The following is a 19,489-nucleotide window of genomic DNA, read 5'->3' as shown; positions in this document are numbered from 1 at the left end:
TCCTCCAATCTTCATGTTTTTTGGTTGCTTTCATCTAGCATGCTTTTCGCGCGTTCCTTTATCTCAACATCGACTCCAGGTGTCTGTGCCAGTGTTCTAAAATAACGGGCGGCTTGTTTAGGATTCTCATTTCGTATCGCGTTGGCCTGCTCAAACAGCGTGCGACTTTTTTCTTTTAATAGAGGTTCTACCAATTTCTGCAAATTTGAATGTTGCCAGGCAGAACTTAAATCTTGAACAGCCTGTTCAAGATTTGACTGATTCATCGCTTTTCTATAGTCGTCGATCGCTTTTTGCAGGAAAGTCGCTTGCTGTGCATACTCATAAGGTACGCCGTTTGCGCTGGTAATACTTCTATATATCGCCAGCTGAGTATCCAGATCTTTTTCTTTTGCTTCTTTTAACATCTGTTCGACCGCCCGCTTTATCACCCTGTCGTTCAAATCACTTTTATCGTATAAACGTTTGGATTCACTAGCATAATACAGAGCTTCTGCATACTTTTCAGCGCTTAACAAACCTTCTGCTTTTTTCGCATATGCGAAGGCTTTTTTTCGATTGGTAGCGGTATGAGCAATCGTCTTATCAATACTCGCTCTTGTACTTAAAATTTCATAAGCCTGCTCTTCCGCATCTGGCTCAAATTCCTCCGCGGCTTCGAGCAATTTCTCCGCTAATCTGTGCAATTCTTCCCTCGCTTCCGGAGCATGATTACCGTTTTCAACAGCTTCAGCAGCCAGAATGACAGCCTTACTTATATCCGTTTGTGAAACTTCCTTCACCTGCAATAGCAAATCCTTTTTTTGTGTGCGTAATTCCTCGGCAACATCTGGCGCATACTGGCTTGCAATCTGATATTTGTTCAGTGCCTCCACCACGCTGCTAGAATTTCGGGCATCTTGATCAGCGGACTTCATTAAATTACGGTCAGCATTCCCATATTCACTCGGGTTCAGCGACTTATTCGCCTGTTCATTGTACTTACCAATAAAATAAACAATATGTTTGGCATCCTTAGAATGGCGTTCCTTATCAGCTGCATATGCATTGATTTCCTCATCCACATACTTCATGAACATATTTTTTTGGATTTCTTCTTGCAAGCTCTGAATTTCCGGCTGATTTATCTTTAGTGAATGAATGAGCTGTAAATTTGCCTGCCCCTGGTAAGAAAGTGAGGGACTTGCATAGGCCTCCCCTTTAAGACGATCCGCTGATTCTACAAGCCATTTCATGATGGTATTATAGCGTTTATCATCCGTTCTAACATTTTGTCCATAATAAACAACATTGTAGGAATCATTCATTATGACATAGTCATAAATGCTATTATATAAAGAGCCAGGTACTAACACAGGGCCACTATCAATAGCGTCGTCTTTACTATTATTGTCTGTCTTCTGATCGCCTACATTTTCCGACCGATTTTGCTCATTGTTTAAATCCCCGTCTGTTGTTTCTTCCTCACCTGATAGCAAGTCATCAACTGGTAAAAGGGGAATATCTTCAATGAGTAACGGCGGCTCTGGCAAAATGATATCACTCTGATCCACTGCCAGGCCTGCAATCGGAGCTCCCTTATTAGAGCTATCTACTAGATAAACCGCATCGTCATAAACTTCCCAATCCACATCATTTTTTAGGGAAAAAGCAAGCAAAGCTTCCTCCTTTTCCAACGATGAGCGAATCTTTTTCCCAGACTCTTCCGCACTGTGCTTGACAGGTACTTCTATCCGTTTGCCCCTATTTTCCTTAAACTGGTTAATAGCTGTATTCTTCACCTGATTGTCGTCAGTATTGAGACGAATCGCTTCCCCTGGCTTTTTTTCCTTACTTTTCGTGTTTGCATGTTCAGCCCGCTTGCCGCTTACAGGTGCGTCATGCTGACTCCACTGATAAGTAGCGACTCCGCCAGCAGCGACCAGCAAACTAAGTGAAACAGGCAGGACGACCTGCCGAGCTTTTGCACTATTTTTGTCTTGCTGATTTTCAGGTGCCAACTGTACTCCCCCTCACTTCATCCTACTTATATCAACTTTTTGGCTTTCATCTCTTTCATACGCTCTTTTGCAATCGCTGCTTCCGACGGATTTTGGTTCAATTGCACCACTTTTTGCAGCATAGTCAACGCTTCTTTATACTTCTTCTCCTTCAATTTAAACAGGCCATAAACGAAATAGGCATGCCCGCTATTCGGGTACTCTTTTAACACTTGCTTGTAGATACTTTCGGCCTTAACCTTTTGATTAAGCTTGTCATATAAAATGCCTATGTTGAGGAGAATCTCCTCATTCCGGATGCCCAAATCTATAATCTGGTTATAAGAGATTAACGATTGCTGAAAAAGATTGATATATCTCCGATTTCCTTTAGCCTCATAGTAAAGCCCATAATCATAATATGCCTGTCCTAATCGGTTTAAATAGTCAATGTTAGTAAAATCCTCTTTTAATAATTCATTCATTAAAGAAATAGCTTCTTCATACGTCCTTGCCTTCGTTGTGTCATCGACCTGGTTCGTTTTATTTTTTTTAATATAGAGATCGACTAGGTTTTTGATGTACCGCTCATTGCCTTTATGTAAAGCCACAGCATTCTTAAACTCTTCGATTGCTTCGCTATCTTTCCCCTGCAATTCAAAGAGCTCTCCCTTCAAATTAGCAATAAAAGCTTTAGAAACTGAATCACCAGCTTTCAGCTGATGTACCATATTGTTCGCCTTTGCATACTGATTGGTGCGGGCGTAAGAGACAACCAGATCGCGGATTACATCTTGCTCATAAATGCTTTTCTCCCCTTTTCTTGCTTTCTCAAAATATGGAATAGCATTCGAGAAGTCATTCAGCAAAAAATAGGCGCGACCTATTAAATAGTGAGCTTCTTGATTTTTTTCGGACAGCTTCTTCTCATAGAATAAATCTTCCAAATACCGGATCGCCTGTTCATGATAACCTCTGCTGATATAAATCGTTGCCATTTTGGTATATAAATCTTCGGTTGGCTTCTGATCCATCGCTTTTCGGATGAATCCTTCCGCTTCAATATAGTTCTGTCTGGTAAAAGCTTCCGTTCCCTTCTGGATCAGTTCCCGCCATTTCTTTTCTGCTGTATAGTTATAAAGCCAGATGAGCAGGCCACCAATTAGGAAGGCACAGCTAAGAGATAACAACAGCTTCCATCTTTTCACCGAGAACTGCCACACACGTTCCATAAGGAAAGGCCCTTGTTTTTTTGTTTTACCGGAAAAATTCGGAACACAGGCCGGGGCTTCTGGCTTTTTTTGTTTTTCATCAAGTATTTTTTGCAAGGCGGCTTCAGTGGTTATCACTTGCTGCCTGGCCCGGATTTTCTCTCTCAGTTCTTCTACGATAATTTCTAACTCTTCTTTTGTAGCAAAATCAATGGAAGGAAGCCGGGCTCCTCTTGCATAGAACAATAGCGCCTTCTCCCATTCTTCCAGCTTCTCCATCTGGTTGGCCGCTTCAAGATAATCCGCCAGATCCCACCTCTGTGGTTCCATGTTTACTTTTCCCTCAGAGAGCAGCAATTTAATTTCTTCCACGACCGCTTTCTTCTCAGGGAAGTGCGAAACAATATAACGATACTCTCTTTGAGCGGCAACTTTGTTGCCAAGTCCTTCAAACGTTGAAGCAATGTCTAACAGGGACTCTACGCTCAAGAGAGAGGAGGTAGGCTGTTTTTTTGCCTGAAAAAATGCCTGCTTTCGATTGATAACCACTTCTTTTATCGACCGGGGAAAAACAGAAAACCATTCAGCAAACGAAGGACATTCCTTTAAGTTTCGGCTTTCCCACGCCCGTGTAAAAAACTCCGCCGCCGCTTCTCCAAGCGTGTCTTGAACAACTCCCTTTATTTTCCGGTAACGTTCCGATTTTTTTTGCATTTCTTCAGCTGCAAAATAGCTCATATCATCGGCTTTTTCTATCCGGATGCTGTCATGATGCCACGCTATCATTTCTGCCAGCAGCACAGCGCCTGCAAAGCGGTCGGCATTCGCCGTCCACACTCCATCCCGCACATAATCCGCAGCATAACCAGGCGATCCTCCCGGCAGAACAGGCGGCTTCCTTACATCAGGTGCATATAGCTCTTCAATATCTACCAGTTCAATATCAGCAAAAGAATGATCTACTTTCTCTTTGCTCAAGTAGGGAATAAGAACGTTGCTTGATGAAAGATCACAGTGAGCAAGACCTGCTTCTTCCATCTCCTTCATGATATAAGCAAACGTGCACGCGATTTGTAAGCATTCTTCACGAGTAAGAGCCCTTTCCTCCAGTAGGATATCTGCCCAGGTTGGTCCTTCGATCCAAGGCATAAGAACAGAGTACTGCAAATCTTCATATTGACTGACGAGCTTCTCATGACTCTGCTGTTCAATAACGGAGCGCAAGCAAGCGGAAAGACCATATCCTCCTGCATATTTTTGGAATTTTTTCGCCAACTCTATCTGACGCTCACTTTTGAATCGTTCCCTAAACACTTTAAAAGCCACATAGCGGTGGAGAGTTCTCGCCTGTTCATCAACCAGTTGATAAACAGTCCCCTGTCTCCCCTCTTGCCCGTATGGGATATCAATCCCCTCTACCGCTGGATGTTTGGAGAAGGTATATTTTCTGCCAAACAAACGAATCGTTTCTCCAACTTCCGGCTGAAAATTCATACTTATGAACCCCTGTTCTAAAACTTTCACAATGTACAAAAGACCAGTCAGCTGTTATGACTAGTCTTTTTTCTACTCTTTTATACTTCATACTAAAATATGATTATTGAGCATCTGCCTGACGGAAACGCGTAGCAATAGCACGAAGTTCCTGATCAATAGAATCAAGAAGTTGAACGTAAGCTTCCATATGACGGCGAGATTGTTCGAACTGATCGAAGAAACGCTTCTTCGTTGCACCATCCCACTTGCCTTCTAAAGATTGAAGTGCTTGATAGAGCTGGTTGGTTTGCTGGCGGCTTGCATCTGATCCGTTTCTAAACTGCTGGGCAATTCCTTCTAACTCTTCCGGCGTAACAAGAATTCTCATTGACATTGGCTTACACTTCCTTTCTTTTCTTTGGACAAAGTCAATATATTACAAATTTTCCGTATCGTACAGTCCTGTAATCATTATCATTCCCAGGAACTACTATATTTGTATAATGAAAAGTTAATCGCTACTTTCTCACCATGTATTTTTATCTATTATTTACCTTTTCATAAGGCCTAGCAATTTTTACTTTCATATGTTTCCCCTTAATCACAAAGCCGTCACCGGCCGGCAGCTCTTTATCTGTTTCCGCATGAGGAAGCCTCATATTAAAAAAGTATAAATCACTGTTTAAAGTTGAACCCAGCAAAAATCCAACAAACTTCTTCTTAATGTTAATAAACCATGCTTCATGCAAATAGCTGTTCATGCTTGCCAGTAATCCAGCCATGATAAAATGAATATTTTTTTGCCGTGCTTCTTTTGTCAGCTTTTCAAGATCGTTCTTTATTTCAAAATCCATGTTCATTTGCTGCATGAAGTTTTCTACATCGTCAATAATAATGACGATCGGATTGTACATGCCCTCTTCCTCATTATTTCCCCAGCCAAAGATTGAACTTGTTTGCTTTCTTTCCTCGGTAATAGCTACTACTTCTTGCAGGAGCTTTTTCGCTTCTAGGAGGTTTGTGGCGTATCCTTTGACCTGAGGCAAATGAGCAAGGTTCATAATTCCTGTACGCTTCGGCTCTAATTCAATAAAGAAGATATCAATTTCATCAGCAGCGTATTGGTGCTCCATAGACAATATCAAAGTCTGTAAAAGGGACGTTTTACCCGATTCTACACGCCCTGTTACCAGAACATGATCGACTTCCTCCAGACGAATGGATTGCAGAGCCAGCTCTTCAGTATCAATCCCGTATGGAAGCTCCCTCGTTGCCTGCGGCGGAAATTGATCCATCAGTTGTTCTAATCTGATTTCCTTCGGTAACATCGCAATTTCTTTCGCTGGTTTCCCCTTCCATTCCTCCTGCATTTTGCTGGCCCAGTGCCGGAGGAAGGCAGTCCTTTCCCATTCATTCGATCCATCGTATGGCAGCATACACTGAAACACATACGGCGGGTTATGCCCTTTTACAAAACCGCGTCCCTCCGGAAGGTTTGACACAGTAAAGCCGGGTCTTCCTACTGCAAAGTAGTAATCGGTCTGATCCGCAAGTTCGAAGGAAACGGCCGAAGCAAAAGTATTGCGGTATCGATCATACATATCACTTGTCTGGTGGGCTGTCGCCATCACAATAATGCCGTATGCTGCCCCCTCCCGCAACAGTACCTCAAGCTGTTCATTTTCATTTATAAAATTTGTCCGAAACTGCTGGTATCCGTCAATAATCAGCATAAGGGCCGGTAAACGTTGATTAGTAACGGTACGGTAATTTTGGAGCGAGCTTACCCCTTCATTGGAAAACAACTCTTTACGCAATGCCAGTTCTTTTAGCAAAAAGCGGAAGAGCCTCCGCATCTTTTCTGTCTCTTCTTCATGCACCACTCCGCCTACATGAGGGAATCTGGCCAACTCTTTCATCTGACGGCTAAAATCAATAATATATACATGCAAATCAGCAGGTGCAAGATCGAAAAACAATGAAAGCAGCGTAGACTGAATAAACGTGGTCTTCCCGGAGCCTGGCATACCATAAGCAATAAGATGCCCTTCGCTCAAATCGAGCCGCAGAGGATACTGGGCTTGATTGCTTATATCATCAACGATTCCTACTGTCGGCTGGAGCCATTTCTCCACGCTGCTCCAGTCTGCCGGTGTCCAGTTATCAATGTCAATCATCTGCGAAATTGGCAACTGTTCAGGAAGAGGCTCCAGCCATGGTCCTGGAAGCGGATGAATCGCATGCTTTTGCGCTTCTTCTTTTATATAATCAATGAGCACTTGGATTTCCTTGCGCTTATTGTTCTCATCCGCTTTTACGGCTTTTTTCCGCACTATGGAGCCGTCTAGCTTAACCTCCGCAATTTCAATGTGCTCTGCCTCTGTTTCTTCTTTAGGACAATAATCCGCGCCGCTCCAGGCAGATTGGAAGTATTCGAGCACTTCATTGTTACCAACTTGGAAATAGGCCCGTCCAGGGACATTGATGGTAGAAGCATTTGGGATTTGAATCATTTCACGACTATCGCTGTCATCCTGAACACGCAGGCAAATGCGAAAACGGGAGTTACTCCATATTTTTTCATCCACAACTCCCGCCGGCTTTTGTGTGGCCAGCAGCAAATGAACTCCCAGCGTACGACCAATCGCCGCTATGCTGATTAATTCATCCATAAATTCGGGCTGATCCTTTTTTAATTGTGCAAATTCATCAATAATGATAAAAAGATGCGGCAGCGGCTCTTTAAAACGCCATTCCGAGCGGAAATATTCATCAATATGCTGTATGTTGCCCGCCATGTTAAATATCTTCTGCCTTCTTTCCAGCTCTGCCCGCAAAGAGACTTTGGCACGATTAATCAGATTCGGGTTCTCCAGATTAGTAATGGTCGCCACTACATGCGGTAGGCCCTGAAAAGTATTTGACATTCCTCCACCCTTATAGTCAATAAGCATAAAAACCAGTTCATGCGGATGATAGGTAACCGCCAGCGACAAAATAATAGATTGAATCACTTCACTCTTACCGGATCCAGTAGTACCAGCCATCAATCCGTGCGGCCCATGGCCGTTTCTTTCGATTTTGTCATGAATGTTTAACTCAACGACCTTTCCCCCTTCACGTACGCCTATCGGAACAGGAAGCGTAAGCGGGTAGCGGTTTTGTTCCCATCTGGAGATCACATCCAGTTCTTCTACCCGATTCACCCCATACATCTCAAGAAAGGTAAGAACCCGGGGAATGACTCCAGCAGTTGACTGCTTTACCCGCAGCGGAGCGAGAGCACGGGCCATCTCCTTCGCTTCCGGTAAAGTAAACCGATCGAGTGCAACTTTTTCCTGACCAGTAAACGATCGAGTCTGATCATCGGCTGAAAAAGTTTCATAAAGACGAGCGATACCGTCCTTTACCTCGATAATAACTTCACATTCCATCGGCAGGCTTTCTTTCCTGGATGACATAAGAAATGCGCAGGCTCCCACCGTATCGCCTTCCTTGAGAATTAAGGGCAATAGGGCATCATTCTCAAACAGGGAAAGGCTGGGCAAAAAGAATACATATTCAGGAACATCATACTCTTTGTTCTTTTCTCCCCCTTTTTTGAGTTTTCGAAAGTTTAATGTGCTATAAAGTTTTTCGGACAACGCCCGCGCCATATGTTGTCCTTCCGCTATATACCGGGATTCACGTTCGTTGTCCCATATATGCGGAAGCCATCTCATCCAGTTCCATTCCTCTTTTTCCTGCTCAGAGTAAACGCAGACAAGCTTGACTTCTTCAGGAGAATGGTGAGTAACAAGCTGCAGGGTCAGCACGCGTGCCAGTTCTAAAATATCCTTTCGCTCCCCTACCAAACCAACCACTCTTTTTTCCCGCAGCGAAATCGAAACAGGTACGTTCGTCAGCTCACTATAATCGGCGCCCAGCTTCTGCGCCTTTGCAATTAAAGGATGGATGTCATAACCATCCTGTGTCGGAAGCTGAATCGTAATGACGAAAGGACGCATGCCGAGTCCAATTCGCAAATGAAGAAAATCCTCCGAATCTGTCGCACGCTCCCACAATGAGCTTTGCCGTTCGTAAATTCTACGGACGCATTCTTCCGGATTCGGATCTTTTTCTCGTAAAAATTTAGTTTGCTGCTCACGAATTTTTTCTATCTCTTTTCTATGATTCTCTAACTGTGCGAGATATTCTTCATGAAGTTGCACTACCTCTTCGCGATGCTTTTTCTTTCTTCTAAAGTACAAAATGATAGTGGCAATGTAAGAACCTAACATCGGGATGCTCATGGCCAGCATGAAGATGGCATAGGCAGCACTGTTATACATCGTTTTAGACAGATAATACATAATCCCTACCGTGGCAATGGTTAGGAAAATAGGAATAATCATCGTTTCAAAAGAAAACCTCGGCTCCATCGGCTCCGACTTTGGCCGATGAACCATAATTTTTCCTGTCGGTAGCGCAAGCTTTACCCGCGGTGATCGTGTAAAGTATGGTGATTTCCTCATATCTTCTCCTCTTCTGTTTCCCTTCTTTACTCAATAATCTTCCATACGTAATCAAGCTGCTCTACTTCATCAGCTTCGGTAGTTGTTTCCTGATTGCTAGGATACATCTTTTCGTATGCACTCTCCGTTGGTAGGGTGGAAGCTGGCTCTTTGCTGAAACGCAAAAACGCGCCGTCCCAAATCCCGGCGCGTTCCAGCGATTGCTGTTTTTCGAGCCGGAACCAATGCTTTTGGTCAAACGAATATTCCAGATCGTGTATTCCTTGTGTCCAATCATATTCATATCCGAGCCATTCATTTAAGGCGATAACCAGCTTCTCGCTCTCCACCTGATTTGGCAGGCGTAAATCGCTCTCCTGATGATGATGAATAAAGGTAACAATAATTTCTTCCACGTTTTTCACTCCTTTTTCTACCAGGCAACATCCAAAAAGGAAATATCGTCACTTGTAGGGGAAGAAAAACTTTGGCACATCATCTCCTGAAGACGGTCAGTAGATGGAAGAACATCAAGAGAATCGAGTACAAAAAAGCCGTCAGAGTACAGCGTCAAACGATCTAATGGCCGGTTTACTTCTCTTGATGTCATGACATTCACCCCACCATGAATCAACCCGTTCTTCGTTGACCAGCGCTGCTGTGTATTCACGGAAAAGCCAGAACAATGGGTGATTTCCGTCCATCCGTCCCACAGTCGGATACGCAAATCACCCGACCAGGCCAAAAAGACATGGGCTTGATTGGACCATTCCTCCAAAATATCGACTCTGCCGCAGACAAACATCGTTTCACTTCCATTTCTCCTTTTTTCTTCCAGCACATCTCTCAGTAGCGGAGAAAGCGGACGAGGCAGCTCATGCTTTTCTACAACTTCTGTCGCTTCGTTAATTAACTGCTCCAAATATCTATCCAGCGCTGCTGTCATATCGTTTTTTTGCTGAATCTCTTCTTTTGGGATTCCACAAAGCCACTCTATTAGCTTGGTGGCTAAAAACTGTGCTGCTATATTTCCGCAAAAGGATAAGCTTACCCCGTCACAAAGCACAAAAGTAAACTTTTTGTTCTCTACACGAAAAACCAAATAATCCTGGCCCAGGTCATTAGCCTCCTGTGTCTCGCCGGCACGAGCATAACCATAACGAAACGAAAATGGCTCCTGATAAATATGGGTAATGGGTGTTTCCAGCTTTTGATCACTTGTAAATGAAAACATGTGACACCTCTCTTTATTACCGAACCGGGGTCGCAGCGGACATTTGAAAGCCCAGCGACACAAGGTCAGCATTCGTACCCGGAAGCAGCATTAATGCCCCAGGCTCAATTCTATATCCTGTTTCCATCATCATCTCCCGATAACTTTCAGGCAGCGGGCTGGAAAGCCTTTTCAGCTTCTCTCCATACTCATCATCGAGCAGGGTATCCGGCATGATTCCTGCCCACTTTTTTGAATTTTCAATAGGGGTTTTCAGGATTTCATCGGAAATGAAAATGTTTTCGACTAATACATTTCCGTCCGGGATTTTGATATCCATAATTCGCTTTACAATCGGCTCAGGGTCTTCCCCGGTAAAAGCGCCATCCGTCATGTGACAGATAAGGGGAGCCGGACAGTCCCTGAGGTTCGGCAATTCCTGATGAAGCATCTTCTCAGCTACAGCAAACGCTTTGGCTGTGTTCGTCAACCGCTGGGTCTGTACGTTTTCCAGCGGTCTCATTCGTGCCACTTCATCAATCCCTTTCACTCCTCCCAAAACGTCAAACACGTTATCACTATACGCGAGAATTGATAGCTTATAACGCGGACTAAGCCGACTCCCCTTTGTGGAACGAAAAACCATTTGTCGGATTGCAGCGTTCAACGCTGTCGTTACAACATCCATCCTCCTCTTTTTTTCTCCCCCGGCATCCATCAACAGATTCATCGATGCACTAATATCCAGCAGGTAAATAATATATGCCGGGGTTTGTTGTGTTGCTTGAATTTGATAGCTCATTCTACGCAACTCCTATTAATCTGAATCTATCGCCAAAAACGCTATACATGTTTTAGTAAATCTTGTATATTGTGCTTTCTCCATTTTAAGTAAGAACTTATAAGAAGTGTAGGGACTGGATGTCCATTCCTATACTCGTTTTGACCTATTATTAAGAATGAATTCAGCTTGATACCGTCTCAATATCATCATCATAAACCAAAATAAAAAGCCGGCCATCCTGAACATACAGGAAACCGGCTTTTCAAAACGGTTGTTAAAGTAATGCACAAATTACTTCTGCAACACAACCCGTGATCTGTCCCGTATATACCGGGTTAACTCCACTGTCATCTCATAGTAGAAAAACGGTGTAATCAGATAAATGCCTTTAAAGTACTCCATTGCGATATCTACCAGCTCACGGGCGATCGCTACCCCTTCACGGCGCGCTTCTTCCCCCGGTTCATACCGGCGCATGCGGGTGCGCGCCTCGTCTGATAGCCTAATACCCGGTACTTCGTTATGCAAAAATTCGGCATTGCGCGAACTGGTCAGCGGCATAATACCGATAAAAATCGGGATATCGAGATGCCTGGTTCCTTCATAAATCCGCTCAATGCTCTCCCGGTCATACAACGGCTGGGTCATAATAAAATCCGCGCCCGCTTCCACTTTCTTTTCCAGCCGGCGCAGCGCGGCGTCAAACTGGCGCACATGCGGATTAAATGCAGCACCGACCACGAAATTCGCCCGCTGCTTCAACGGCTTCCCTGAGAAAGAATATCCCTCGTTCAACTGTTTAATCATCCGAATTAAATCAAATGATGAAACATCGAACACGGAGCTTGCTCCCGGCAGATCGCCGAAACGGGCCGGATCTCCTGTAACAACAAGCACCTGGTTAATACCGAGCGCATGCAAACCCATTAGATGCGATTGCTGGCCGATCAGGTTGCGGTCGCGACAGGCAATGTGCAACAGTGGCTCAGCGCCGAATTTCGCCTTCATAATCGAACCAAGAGCCATATTGCTCATCCGCGTCGTCGCCAGCGAATTGTCAGCGAGCGTAATCGCGTCCGCCCCAGCGTCCTGCAATGCCGCCGTGCCCCGTAAAAACTTTTCTGTATCTAAATCGCGTGGCGGGTCTAACTCAACAATCACCGTATGCCGATGCGCCACCGTTTCCACAATTCCCTGTTTCCGGGCCGGAGGATCGATGCGAATCAGCGGCTCCGCTTCTTCTTGCGTGTCTACAACAGGATTCACGCGCGGCAACGGCTCTCGTTCCGCCAGCACCTGCGCCATTACCCGGATATGTTCCGGTGTTGTTCCACAACAGCCCCCAATCAAGCGTGCGCCCTGAGCACGGAAACGAAGCGCGTTTTCCCCGAAATATTGTGGCACAGACGCGTATGAATACTGGCCATCTGACATAGCCAACCGCCCGGCGTTCGGAAAGACGGACAGCGGCGTGTCCTCCGGAACCACTGCATTTTCAATCGAACGTAAGATTTCCGCCGGTCCAAGCCGGCAGTTTAACCCGACAACATCCGCGCCCGCTTTTTTCAACTCGGCAAACGCCCGAGTTAGCGTGTGACCATCTCGCGTCCGTCCGACCTCAATCGTGGCCAGTTGAGCCACGATCGGCACATCGGTTAACGGACGAATCACATCCAGCGCCAGCAGCAATTCATCCAGATCAAGAAATGTTTCCAGCAAAATCGCATCCACACCGCCCATTAAAAGCGCCGCTGCCTGCTCCTCAAATTGTTCGCGATAATTTTGCATACGCACATCTCGCACACGTCCTGCGTTAATAGAGCCGATACCCCCGACCACATACGCGTCATCTTTAACCGCTTCTCGCGCCACCTGCACTGCCACCCGATTGATCCGTGTCACTTTGTCCTGCAAACCATGGCGCGCCAGCGCGTCCCGGTGCGCTCCGTATGTGTTAGTTTGAATAAATCGTGCGCCCGCCTCATAATACGAGCGGTGAACCGCGCGAATAAGCTCTGGATTGGATAAATTCAATTCCTCATAACACACGCCAATCGGAATGCCCAATTGGTACAGCCAGGTCGCCATCGCGCCGTCCCCGATAAGCAAATGATCCTTAAGGTATGTTTTCAAGCTTTCTTTTGGCATGGTCATCCTCTCCCCTTTCCTTTGTTTATTCATCAGCATTAAAATAACGGGCTTCCGGGTGAGAGAACACCATGGCCGAGACGGAAGCTTCCGGTTCCATCATGCAACCGTCCGTCAATTGAACACCGATGTCTTCCGGACGTAACAAATCAAACAGCAACTTTTGATCTTCCAAATCCGGGCATGCCGGATAGCCGAAGGAAACGCGGAGCCCCTGATAACGGGCACCGAAACGCTCCTGCATCGTCATATTAGCCGGGTCCGGAAAGCCCCACACGTCGCGCAAAATATGATGCAAACGTTCCGCGAACGCTTCCGCCAGCTCCAGCGCCAGTGCCTGTAAAACATGAGAGCGGAGATAATCGCCTTTCTCTTTCCACTCTTCCGCCTTCTCGCGAATCCCTTCGCCGGCGGTGACTACAAGAAATGCCACATAATCCATGACGCCGCTCTCTGTCGGTTTAACGAAATCAGCCAAACAAAGGTACGGTGCCTTTTTCTGCCGTGGGAATCGGAATGTTTTCAGCACGTTGCTGGAATCATTCGGGTCGTAAATATGGATTTCTTCGCCTTTCGACTGCGCCGGGAAAAAACGGTATACGCCCTGCGCTTTTATGAGCCCGGTTTTTTTCGCTTCCGCCAATAATTCGTCGACAATTTGTTTTACTTCCACTGTCTTCGGGTCACCTTCCGCCAGCAGCTTCTCCACATTGCCGCGGACGCCAAGATGCTTACCAAGCAACATGCGCAAGTTTACGTACGGTTGCAGGTGCGTAAGTGGATAGTCGCGCAATACGTGGCGCTCGAAATCCGGCGGAATAAATACCGGCGCATTCACGCTGACATCCGAACGCTTGGGCGCGCTGATGTCCACCATGACTTCTTTCACTTCCGTCGTCGCAGCCACCTGCTCCTGTCCTTTCGCCTTGGCCGCTTTTTCCAGAACAGCATACTCCTTTGGATTCATGAGCTTATTGGCCAGTTCCAATCCGTTCATCGCGTCTTTAGAATACAGCACAAGACCATCGTACTCAGGCGCAATCCGAGTCTCGGTGAACTTCCGCGTCAGCGCCGCGCCACCGACAAGAATCGGAACATTGATACCGGCTGTTTTTAGGTCTTGCGCGGTTGTCACCATCTGTTGCGCTGACTTCACCAGCAGTCCGGACAGTCCGATAATATCAGGCATCTCCTGACGGCAGGCTTCAATCAGCCGTTCCGGCGGCACTTTAATTCCCAGATTGACGATTTTATAGCCATTGTTGCCGAGAATAATTTCGACCAGGTTTTTTCCAATGTCATGCACATCACCTTTTACTGTTGCGAGCAACACCGTTCCCTTGGTGGACGTCTCTGTTTTTTCCATAAACGGCTCCAAATACGCCACCGCCGCCTTCATTACTTCCGCGCTCTGCAACACTTCGGCGACAATAAGCTGGTTATCATTGAACAAGCGCCCTACTTCATCCATGCCGTTCATCAGCGGCCCATTAATAATATCCAGTGGGGCATACTTTTTCAGCGCCTCTTCCAAATCCGGAATCAATCCTTCTTTCGTTCCTTCCACTACATAACGTGCCAGTCGTTCTTCCAGCGTCAGGTTAGACTTTTCCTCGTTCTTTTCCACTTTTTTCGCGCGGTAAAAATCCGTAAACTTCGCCAGCGACTCATCTGTTGTCTCGAACAGTAACGCTTCCGCCAGCTCACGCTCTTCTTCCGGAATGGAAGCGAAGCGCTGCAATTTCTCCGTGTTGACGATAGCATAATCAAGTCCCGCTTTCGTGCAGTGATATAAATACACGGCGTTCAGTACTTCCCGACCCGCGGGCGGCAAGCCGAATGACACATTGCTTACGCCCAGAATGGTCTGGCATTCCGGATATTTTTCTTTAATCAGGCGAATACCTTCAATCGTCTCGCGCGCAGAACCGATGTATGCTTCATCGCCCGTGCCAACTGGAAACACGAGCGGATCGAAAATTAAATCCCGCGGGTTCAGGCCATATTTATTTACCAGTAGATGATACGAACGCTCGGCTACTTCCAGCTTGCGGTCACGCGACACTGCCATTCCTTTCTCATCGATCGTGCCAACGACCACCGCTCCGCCAAACTTCTTCAATAAAGGCGCTACTTCAGCGAAACGTTCTTCACCGTCTTCCAGATTGATAGAGTTAATAATTGCTTTTCCCTGGGAATACTTCAGCGCCAAAGCGACAACTTTAGGGTCTGTGGAATCGATCATGAGCGGAACCTTAACTTTACGTACAACAAATTTCAAAAAAGCCTCCATATCGGCCGCTTCATCGCGATCCGGATCGGCCAGACAGATATCAATAACATGCGCGCCCCGCTTTACCTGTGCACGAGCAATTTCTGAAGCTTCTTCATACTTCCCTTCTTTGATCAAATCGCGAAATTTCTTCGAGCCGATTACATTCGTCCGTTCTCCCACAAAAAGCGGGCGATTGTCCTGTTCCAGATATACAGGTTCAATGCCGGAAACCGCGTGCGTGCTTAGTCCCTGCGGTCTGCGCGGTTGATAATCTTTGAGCGCTTCCGCGATGGCACGAATATGATCAGGCGTCGTGCCACAACAGCCACCCGCCACGTTAATCCAACCTTGCTCGGCGAATCCGGCCAATTTGGTCGCCAACGCCTGCGGGGACTCGTGGTAATGCCCGTTCTCGTCCGGAAGGCCAGCATTTGGATAACAGCTGACCGCGCAATTCGCCATGGCGGATAACGTTCGAATATGATCACGCATAAATTCCGGGCCTGTCGCGCAATTCAATCCAATAGACACGGGTTGCAAATGCTCTAAAGAAATATAAAAAGCCTCAATATTCTGACCAGCAAGCGTAGTACCCATCGGCTCAATTGTGCCTGAAATCATAATAGGGAGCTTACGTCCCGCCGCTTCGAACGCCCGCTGTACGCCAATACCGCCCGCTTTTACATTCAACGTATCTTGAACCGTCTCCAGCAGTAGCACATCCACCCCGCCTTCAATCAAAGCCAGCGCCTGCTCATAGTATGCTTCCACCAGTTCTTCAAAGGTTACACCGCCGGTAACGGATAAGGTTTTAGTGGTCGGCCCGATCGAGCCGGCGGCATAACGAGGCCATTCCAGCGTAGAGTATTTATCTGCCGCCTCCCGTGCCAGCCGAGCTGCTGCCAGGTTAATTTCCCGGGCACAGTGCTGTAAATCGTACTCCGCAAGCACAATGGATGTGGCGCCAAATGTGTTGGTCTCAATGATGTCCGCTCCTGCTTCCAAATAAGTTTCGTGAATGTTACGAATCACGTCCGGGCGCGTTAGGTTCAGTATTTCATTGCATCCTTCATACTGCTCACCGCCAAAGTCTTCCGGCCCGAGCCCCGCCTGTTGCAGCATCGTGCCCATCGCTCCATCAATAATCAAAATTTTTTTCTGAAGTTGATTTTCAAGTGCCGGTTTCGTTTTTACTGCTGTCACTCCGCTCATCATCATCGTCCCCTTTTCTGACACAAATTCGCTCACGTACAAAATAAAAAAGACCTCCTGAAAGAAGGGAGGTCTCTGCATCTTCATCAAAACGCGAAATCCTTATCTTTCAGGAAACGAATCCTGCTGGAATTGGCACCGTGTATATAATATACCGGTTGCCGGGCGTCATTGGGCCAGTCCCTCAGCCTACTCTGGATAAGAATCGTTTTTATTTTCACTTTTCTAACTAACTTTTAACTAATTATTAATCAATATCTGAAAAGAGTCAATAGAAATTTTTATACATCTCGTGATTTCTTTCATAACGTACGTGTAATCACAATATTAGTATGGGTTTTTAGATCAATTTCATACGGAGCCTTTACTACCGTACCATCACGTTCTTGCACAATCCGAACGATTGGTCTATGCACAGCATTCGGATGAACATGAGATACGACCCCAATTTGTCCTGTATTCAATACGACGGTAGACGCTATAGGATAGGCGGCAATATGTTTTACGAACAATTTCACCAATTCTAGGTCAAACAGGGTATTTCCGGAAGCAAACAAGTATTCCAGCGCTTCATTAGGTGTATAATGCTGACGATGTGAGCGATGGGAAGTAAGCGCATCATACACATCGGCTATACCGACAATTTGCGCGTATTCATGAATTTGATCTTTCTCCAGTTTGCGCGGATAACCGGACCCGTTATACCGTTCATGATGTTGCAGCGCACAATGAGCGGAAAGAAGGGACATATCGTACTGGTAACGCAAAATATTAAATCCGTCTTCTGTATGGTTTTCAATATACGCCCGCTCTTCCTCAGTTAGCATCGTCTTCTTATTCCACAGATCCTTCGGTAACATAATCATACCTATGTCGAACAGCAACGCTCCCACGCCAAGATCCATGAGCTGCTCCCGATTGTACCCTTTGGCCAACCCAATAATTCCAGCCAGTACCGCCACATTGACCGAATGATGAAACAGGTAACCACCCAGCGAATGAAGATTTACAAGATTTACCATAATATCCTTTCTTCCGCTTAAATCTCCTAGTATGTTGCCAAAAACATTCCGGAATACCTTGCCCATATCTGGCATCGCTATCCGTCCTGTTACCTTTGGTTGATCCATAAGCCCTGTCATCATTTTGTATACAGTCTCCACCGCTTTTTTGCGCGTCGTATCACTGAGCACATCCTCCGGTACAATATCGTCCGTATGCTCATCTTCAATATATACCGTATCTATGCCTAGCGCTTTTAACCGGTCAATGTAACGTTGGCTTAATTCAAGTCCGGCGGCCAACAACACCTGTCCTGCTTCCGATAAAATTGTCTTTGCAATTTTATCCCCCGGTTTTACAGAACGAATATGCACTTTTTTCACGAACAAACCCTACTTTCTTAATTTTCATAGGTATTTATGCTTATTTTTGTTCTGATTAAATTTTATCACAGGAAAATGGTTTTAAGATAATAGATTTATGAAAACGCATAAATTTTTTTGAGCTTGATGATATTCGTTCTATACGCTCTTCCTGGAAGAAAGCAACGACGAGCAAGCCGCAAATTCTTCCTACAAACAGCTAAAAAAAGAAGGAAAAAGCATTCGTTTTTTCCTGCTTTTTCCTTCACCCGATTGTTTATCATCTTTTTCTACTTTCTCTTAATATCTCACTACATTGACTGACGCTTATGTCTATTGCTTTCATGTCAGAGTTATAACTCATAGCTATGTGGTTTTCTATTTATCCACCCTCATATTACTCTGTGATGATTGCAGTAAATCTTTAACCGCTCCTACACTTCCCATAAGGCCGGTAGCCTCATATGGAATAAACACTTTATTGTCGCTTTCAGCCAATTTTTCTAAGGCTTCAATATAGCGTAGCGCAATCACGCTATCGTCGGCCTTCACTTCTTTCAAAGCAGAGAACACTTCATAAATTTGCTTTTTCTGGGCTGCAGCAACCAATTCAATCGCTTTCGCTTCCCCTTCTGCACGGCGAATGCGGGATTCCATTTCCCCTTCTGCTTCAAGGATTTGTTTTTGCTTATTTCCTTCCGCGTTCTTGATGGCGGATTCGCGATCCCCTTCCGCTTTCAGGATTTTTGCCCGTTTCTCACGTTCTGCTGTCATTTCTTGCTTCATCGCTTCTTCAATATCGTGAGGAGGAATAATTTCTTTCATTTCTACGCGCTCGACTTTTACTCCCCAGTTATTCGTTGCTTCATCCATTTTGATTTGCAGCGCTGCATTAATTTTATCCCGGGAGTTTAGCGTCTCATCAAGGTTCATATTTCCGATCTCATTACGCAGCGCAGTCACTGCAAGGTTAGCAATTCCTTCTTTTAATCCGTTAATTTCATATGTTGCTGCTTTCGCATCAGTAATTCGGTAATAAATGAGTGTATCAATCTTCATTGTTACATTATCTTTTGTAATTACCGGTTGCGGCATGGAGTTAATGATTTGTGTTCTCATATCCCAACGGGCTACTACACGATCTAAAATCGGCACGATAAAATACAGGCCGGATCCCAATTCCCGCTGAAATTTACCAAGACGCTCAACAATACGCACTTCTGACTGACGAACAAGTTGAACGGATGAAAAAGCAAGGGAAACGACAACACCAATAATAATGATAGCAAACAATACCGGAAACAAATTCTCTACTATCATTTTTCTCCCTCTCC

Annotated in this window: 11 protein-coding genes and 1 riboswitch; all 11 genes read right to left on the bottom strand. The window is 45.5% G+C overall.

Features of this window, described 5'->3' with window-relative positions:
* Positions 1-11: 11 nt before the first annotated feature.
* The gene (locus ACH33_RS02720; RefSeq protein ID WP_057897626.1) at positions 12-2,000 is read right to left on the bottom strand and encodes a hypothetical protein; all 1,989 of its coding nucleotides are present in this window, start codon (positions 1,998-2,000) and stop codon (positions 12-14) included.
* Between the two features lie 26 nt (positions 2,001-2,026).
* Positions 2,027-4,684: a tetratricopeptide repeat protein gene (locus ACH33_RS02715; RefSeq protein ID WP_057897625.1), complete on the bottom strand. Its 2,658-nt coding sequence runs from the start codon at positions 4,682-4,684 to the stop codon at positions 2,027-2,029.
* A 103-nt stretch (positions 4,685-4,787) separates the two neighbouring features.
* A complete protein-coding gene (locus tag ACH33_RS02710; protein ID WP_057897624.1) occupies positions 4,788-5,060 on the bottom strand; it encodes a WXG100 family type VII secretion target in 273 nt (90 codons plus the stop codon).
* Between the two features lie 145 nt (positions 5,061-5,205).
* On the bottom strand, positions 5,206-9,180 hold the full coding sequence (gene essC, locus ACH33_RS02705) for a type VII secretion protein EssC (protein WP_057897623.1): 3,975 nt from the start codon (positions 9,178-9,180) through the stop codon (positions 5,206-5,208).
* Positions 9,181-9,206: 26 nt separating this feature from the next.
* On the bottom strand, positions 9,207-9,575 hold the full coding sequence (locus tag ACH33_RS02700; protein ID WP_057897622.1) for a ubiquitin family protein: 369 nt from the start codon (positions 9,573-9,575) through the stop codon (positions 9,207-9,209).
* Between the two features lie 17 nt (positions 9,576-9,592).
* Positions 9,593-10,393: a hypothetical protein gene (locus tag ACH33_RS02695; RefSeq protein WP_057897621.1), complete on the bottom strand. Its 801-nt coding sequence runs from the start codon at positions 10,391-10,393 to the stop codon at positions 9,593-9,595.
* 16 nt (positions 10,394-10,409) lie between these two features.
* Positions 10,410-11,174, bottom strand: a complete 765-nt coding sequence (locus ACH33_RS02690; protein WP_057897620.1) for a vWA domain-containing protein — start codon at positions 11,172-11,174, stop codon at positions 10,410-10,412.
* Between the two features lie 273 nt (positions 11,175-11,447).
* On the bottom strand, positions 11,448-13,310 hold the full coding sequence (locus tag ACH33_RS02685) for a bifunctional homocysteine S-methyltransferase/methylenetetrahydrofolate reductase (protein WP_057897619.1): 1,863 nt from the start codon (positions 13,308-13,310) through the stop codon (positions 11,448-11,450).
* A 19-nt stretch (positions 13,311-13,329) separates the two neighbouring features.
* Positions 13,330-16,791: a methionine synthase gene (gene metH / locus ACH33_RS02680; RefSeq protein ID WP_156424117.1), complete on the bottom strand. Its 3,462-nt coding sequence runs from the start codon at positions 16,789-16,791 to the stop codon at positions 13,330-13,332.
* 99 nt (positions 16,792-16,890) lie between these two features.
* Positions 16,891-16,996, bottom strand: a riboswitch (SAM riboswitch).
* Positions 16,997-17,093: 97 nt separating this feature from the next.
* A complete protein-coding gene (locus tag ACH33_RS02675; protein ID WP_057897618.1) occupies positions 17,094-18,176 on the bottom strand; it encodes a cyclic di-GMP phosphodiesterase in 1,083 nt (360 codons plus the stop codon).
* A gap of 357 nt (positions 18,177-18,533) precedes the next feature.
* Entirely contained in the window at positions 18,534-19,475 is a 942-nt protein-coding gene (locus ACH33_RS02670) for an SPFH domain-containing protein (protein ID WP_057897617.1), read from the bottom strand.
* Positions 19,476-19,489: the final 14 nt, after the last annotated feature.

The organism is Aneurinibacillus sp. XH2 (genome assembly GCF_001439585.2).
Lineage (GTDB): Bacteria > Bacillota > Bacilli > Aneurinibacillales > Aneurinibacillaceae > Aneurinibacillus > Aneurinibacillus thermoaerophilus.
Note: the sequence above shows the minus strand (reverse complement) of the source record. Positions and strands in the feature narration are given on the sequence as shown.

Bases quoted from the DNA above. Each gene is read 5' to 3' on its own strand.
- ACH33_RS02690 (WP_057897620.1), bottom strand. From the start codon at position 11,174: ATGAGCTATCAAATTCAAGCAACACAACAAACCCCGGCATATATTATT.
- ACH33_RS02715 (WP_057897625.1), bottom strand. From the start codon at position 4,684: ATGAATTTTCAGCCGGAAGTTGGAGAAACGATTCGTTTGTTTGGCAGA.
- metH (WP_156424117.1), bottom strand. From the start codon at position 16,791: ATGAGCGGAGTGACAGCAGTAAAAACGAAACCGGCACTTGAAAATCAA.
- essC (WP_057897623.1), bottom strand. From the start codon at position 9,180: ATGAGGAAATCACCATACTTTACACGATCACCGCGGGTAAAGCTTGCG.
- ACH33_RS02670 (WP_057897617.1), bottom strand. From the start codon at position 19,475: ATGATAGTAGAGAATTTGTTTCCGGTATTGTTTGCTATCATTATTATT.
- ACH33_RS02685 (WP_057897619.1), bottom strand. From the start codon at position 13,310: ATGACCATGCCAAAAGAAAGCTTGAAAACATACCTTAAGGATCATTTG.
- ACH33_RS02695 (WP_057897621.1), bottom strand. From the start codon at position 10,393: ATGTTTTCATTTACAAGTGATCAAAAGCTGGAAACACCCATTACCCAT.
- ACH33_RS02710 (WP_057897624.1), bottom strand. From the start codon at position 5,060: ATGTCAATGAGAATTCTTGTTACGCCGGAAGAGTTAGAAGGAATTGCC.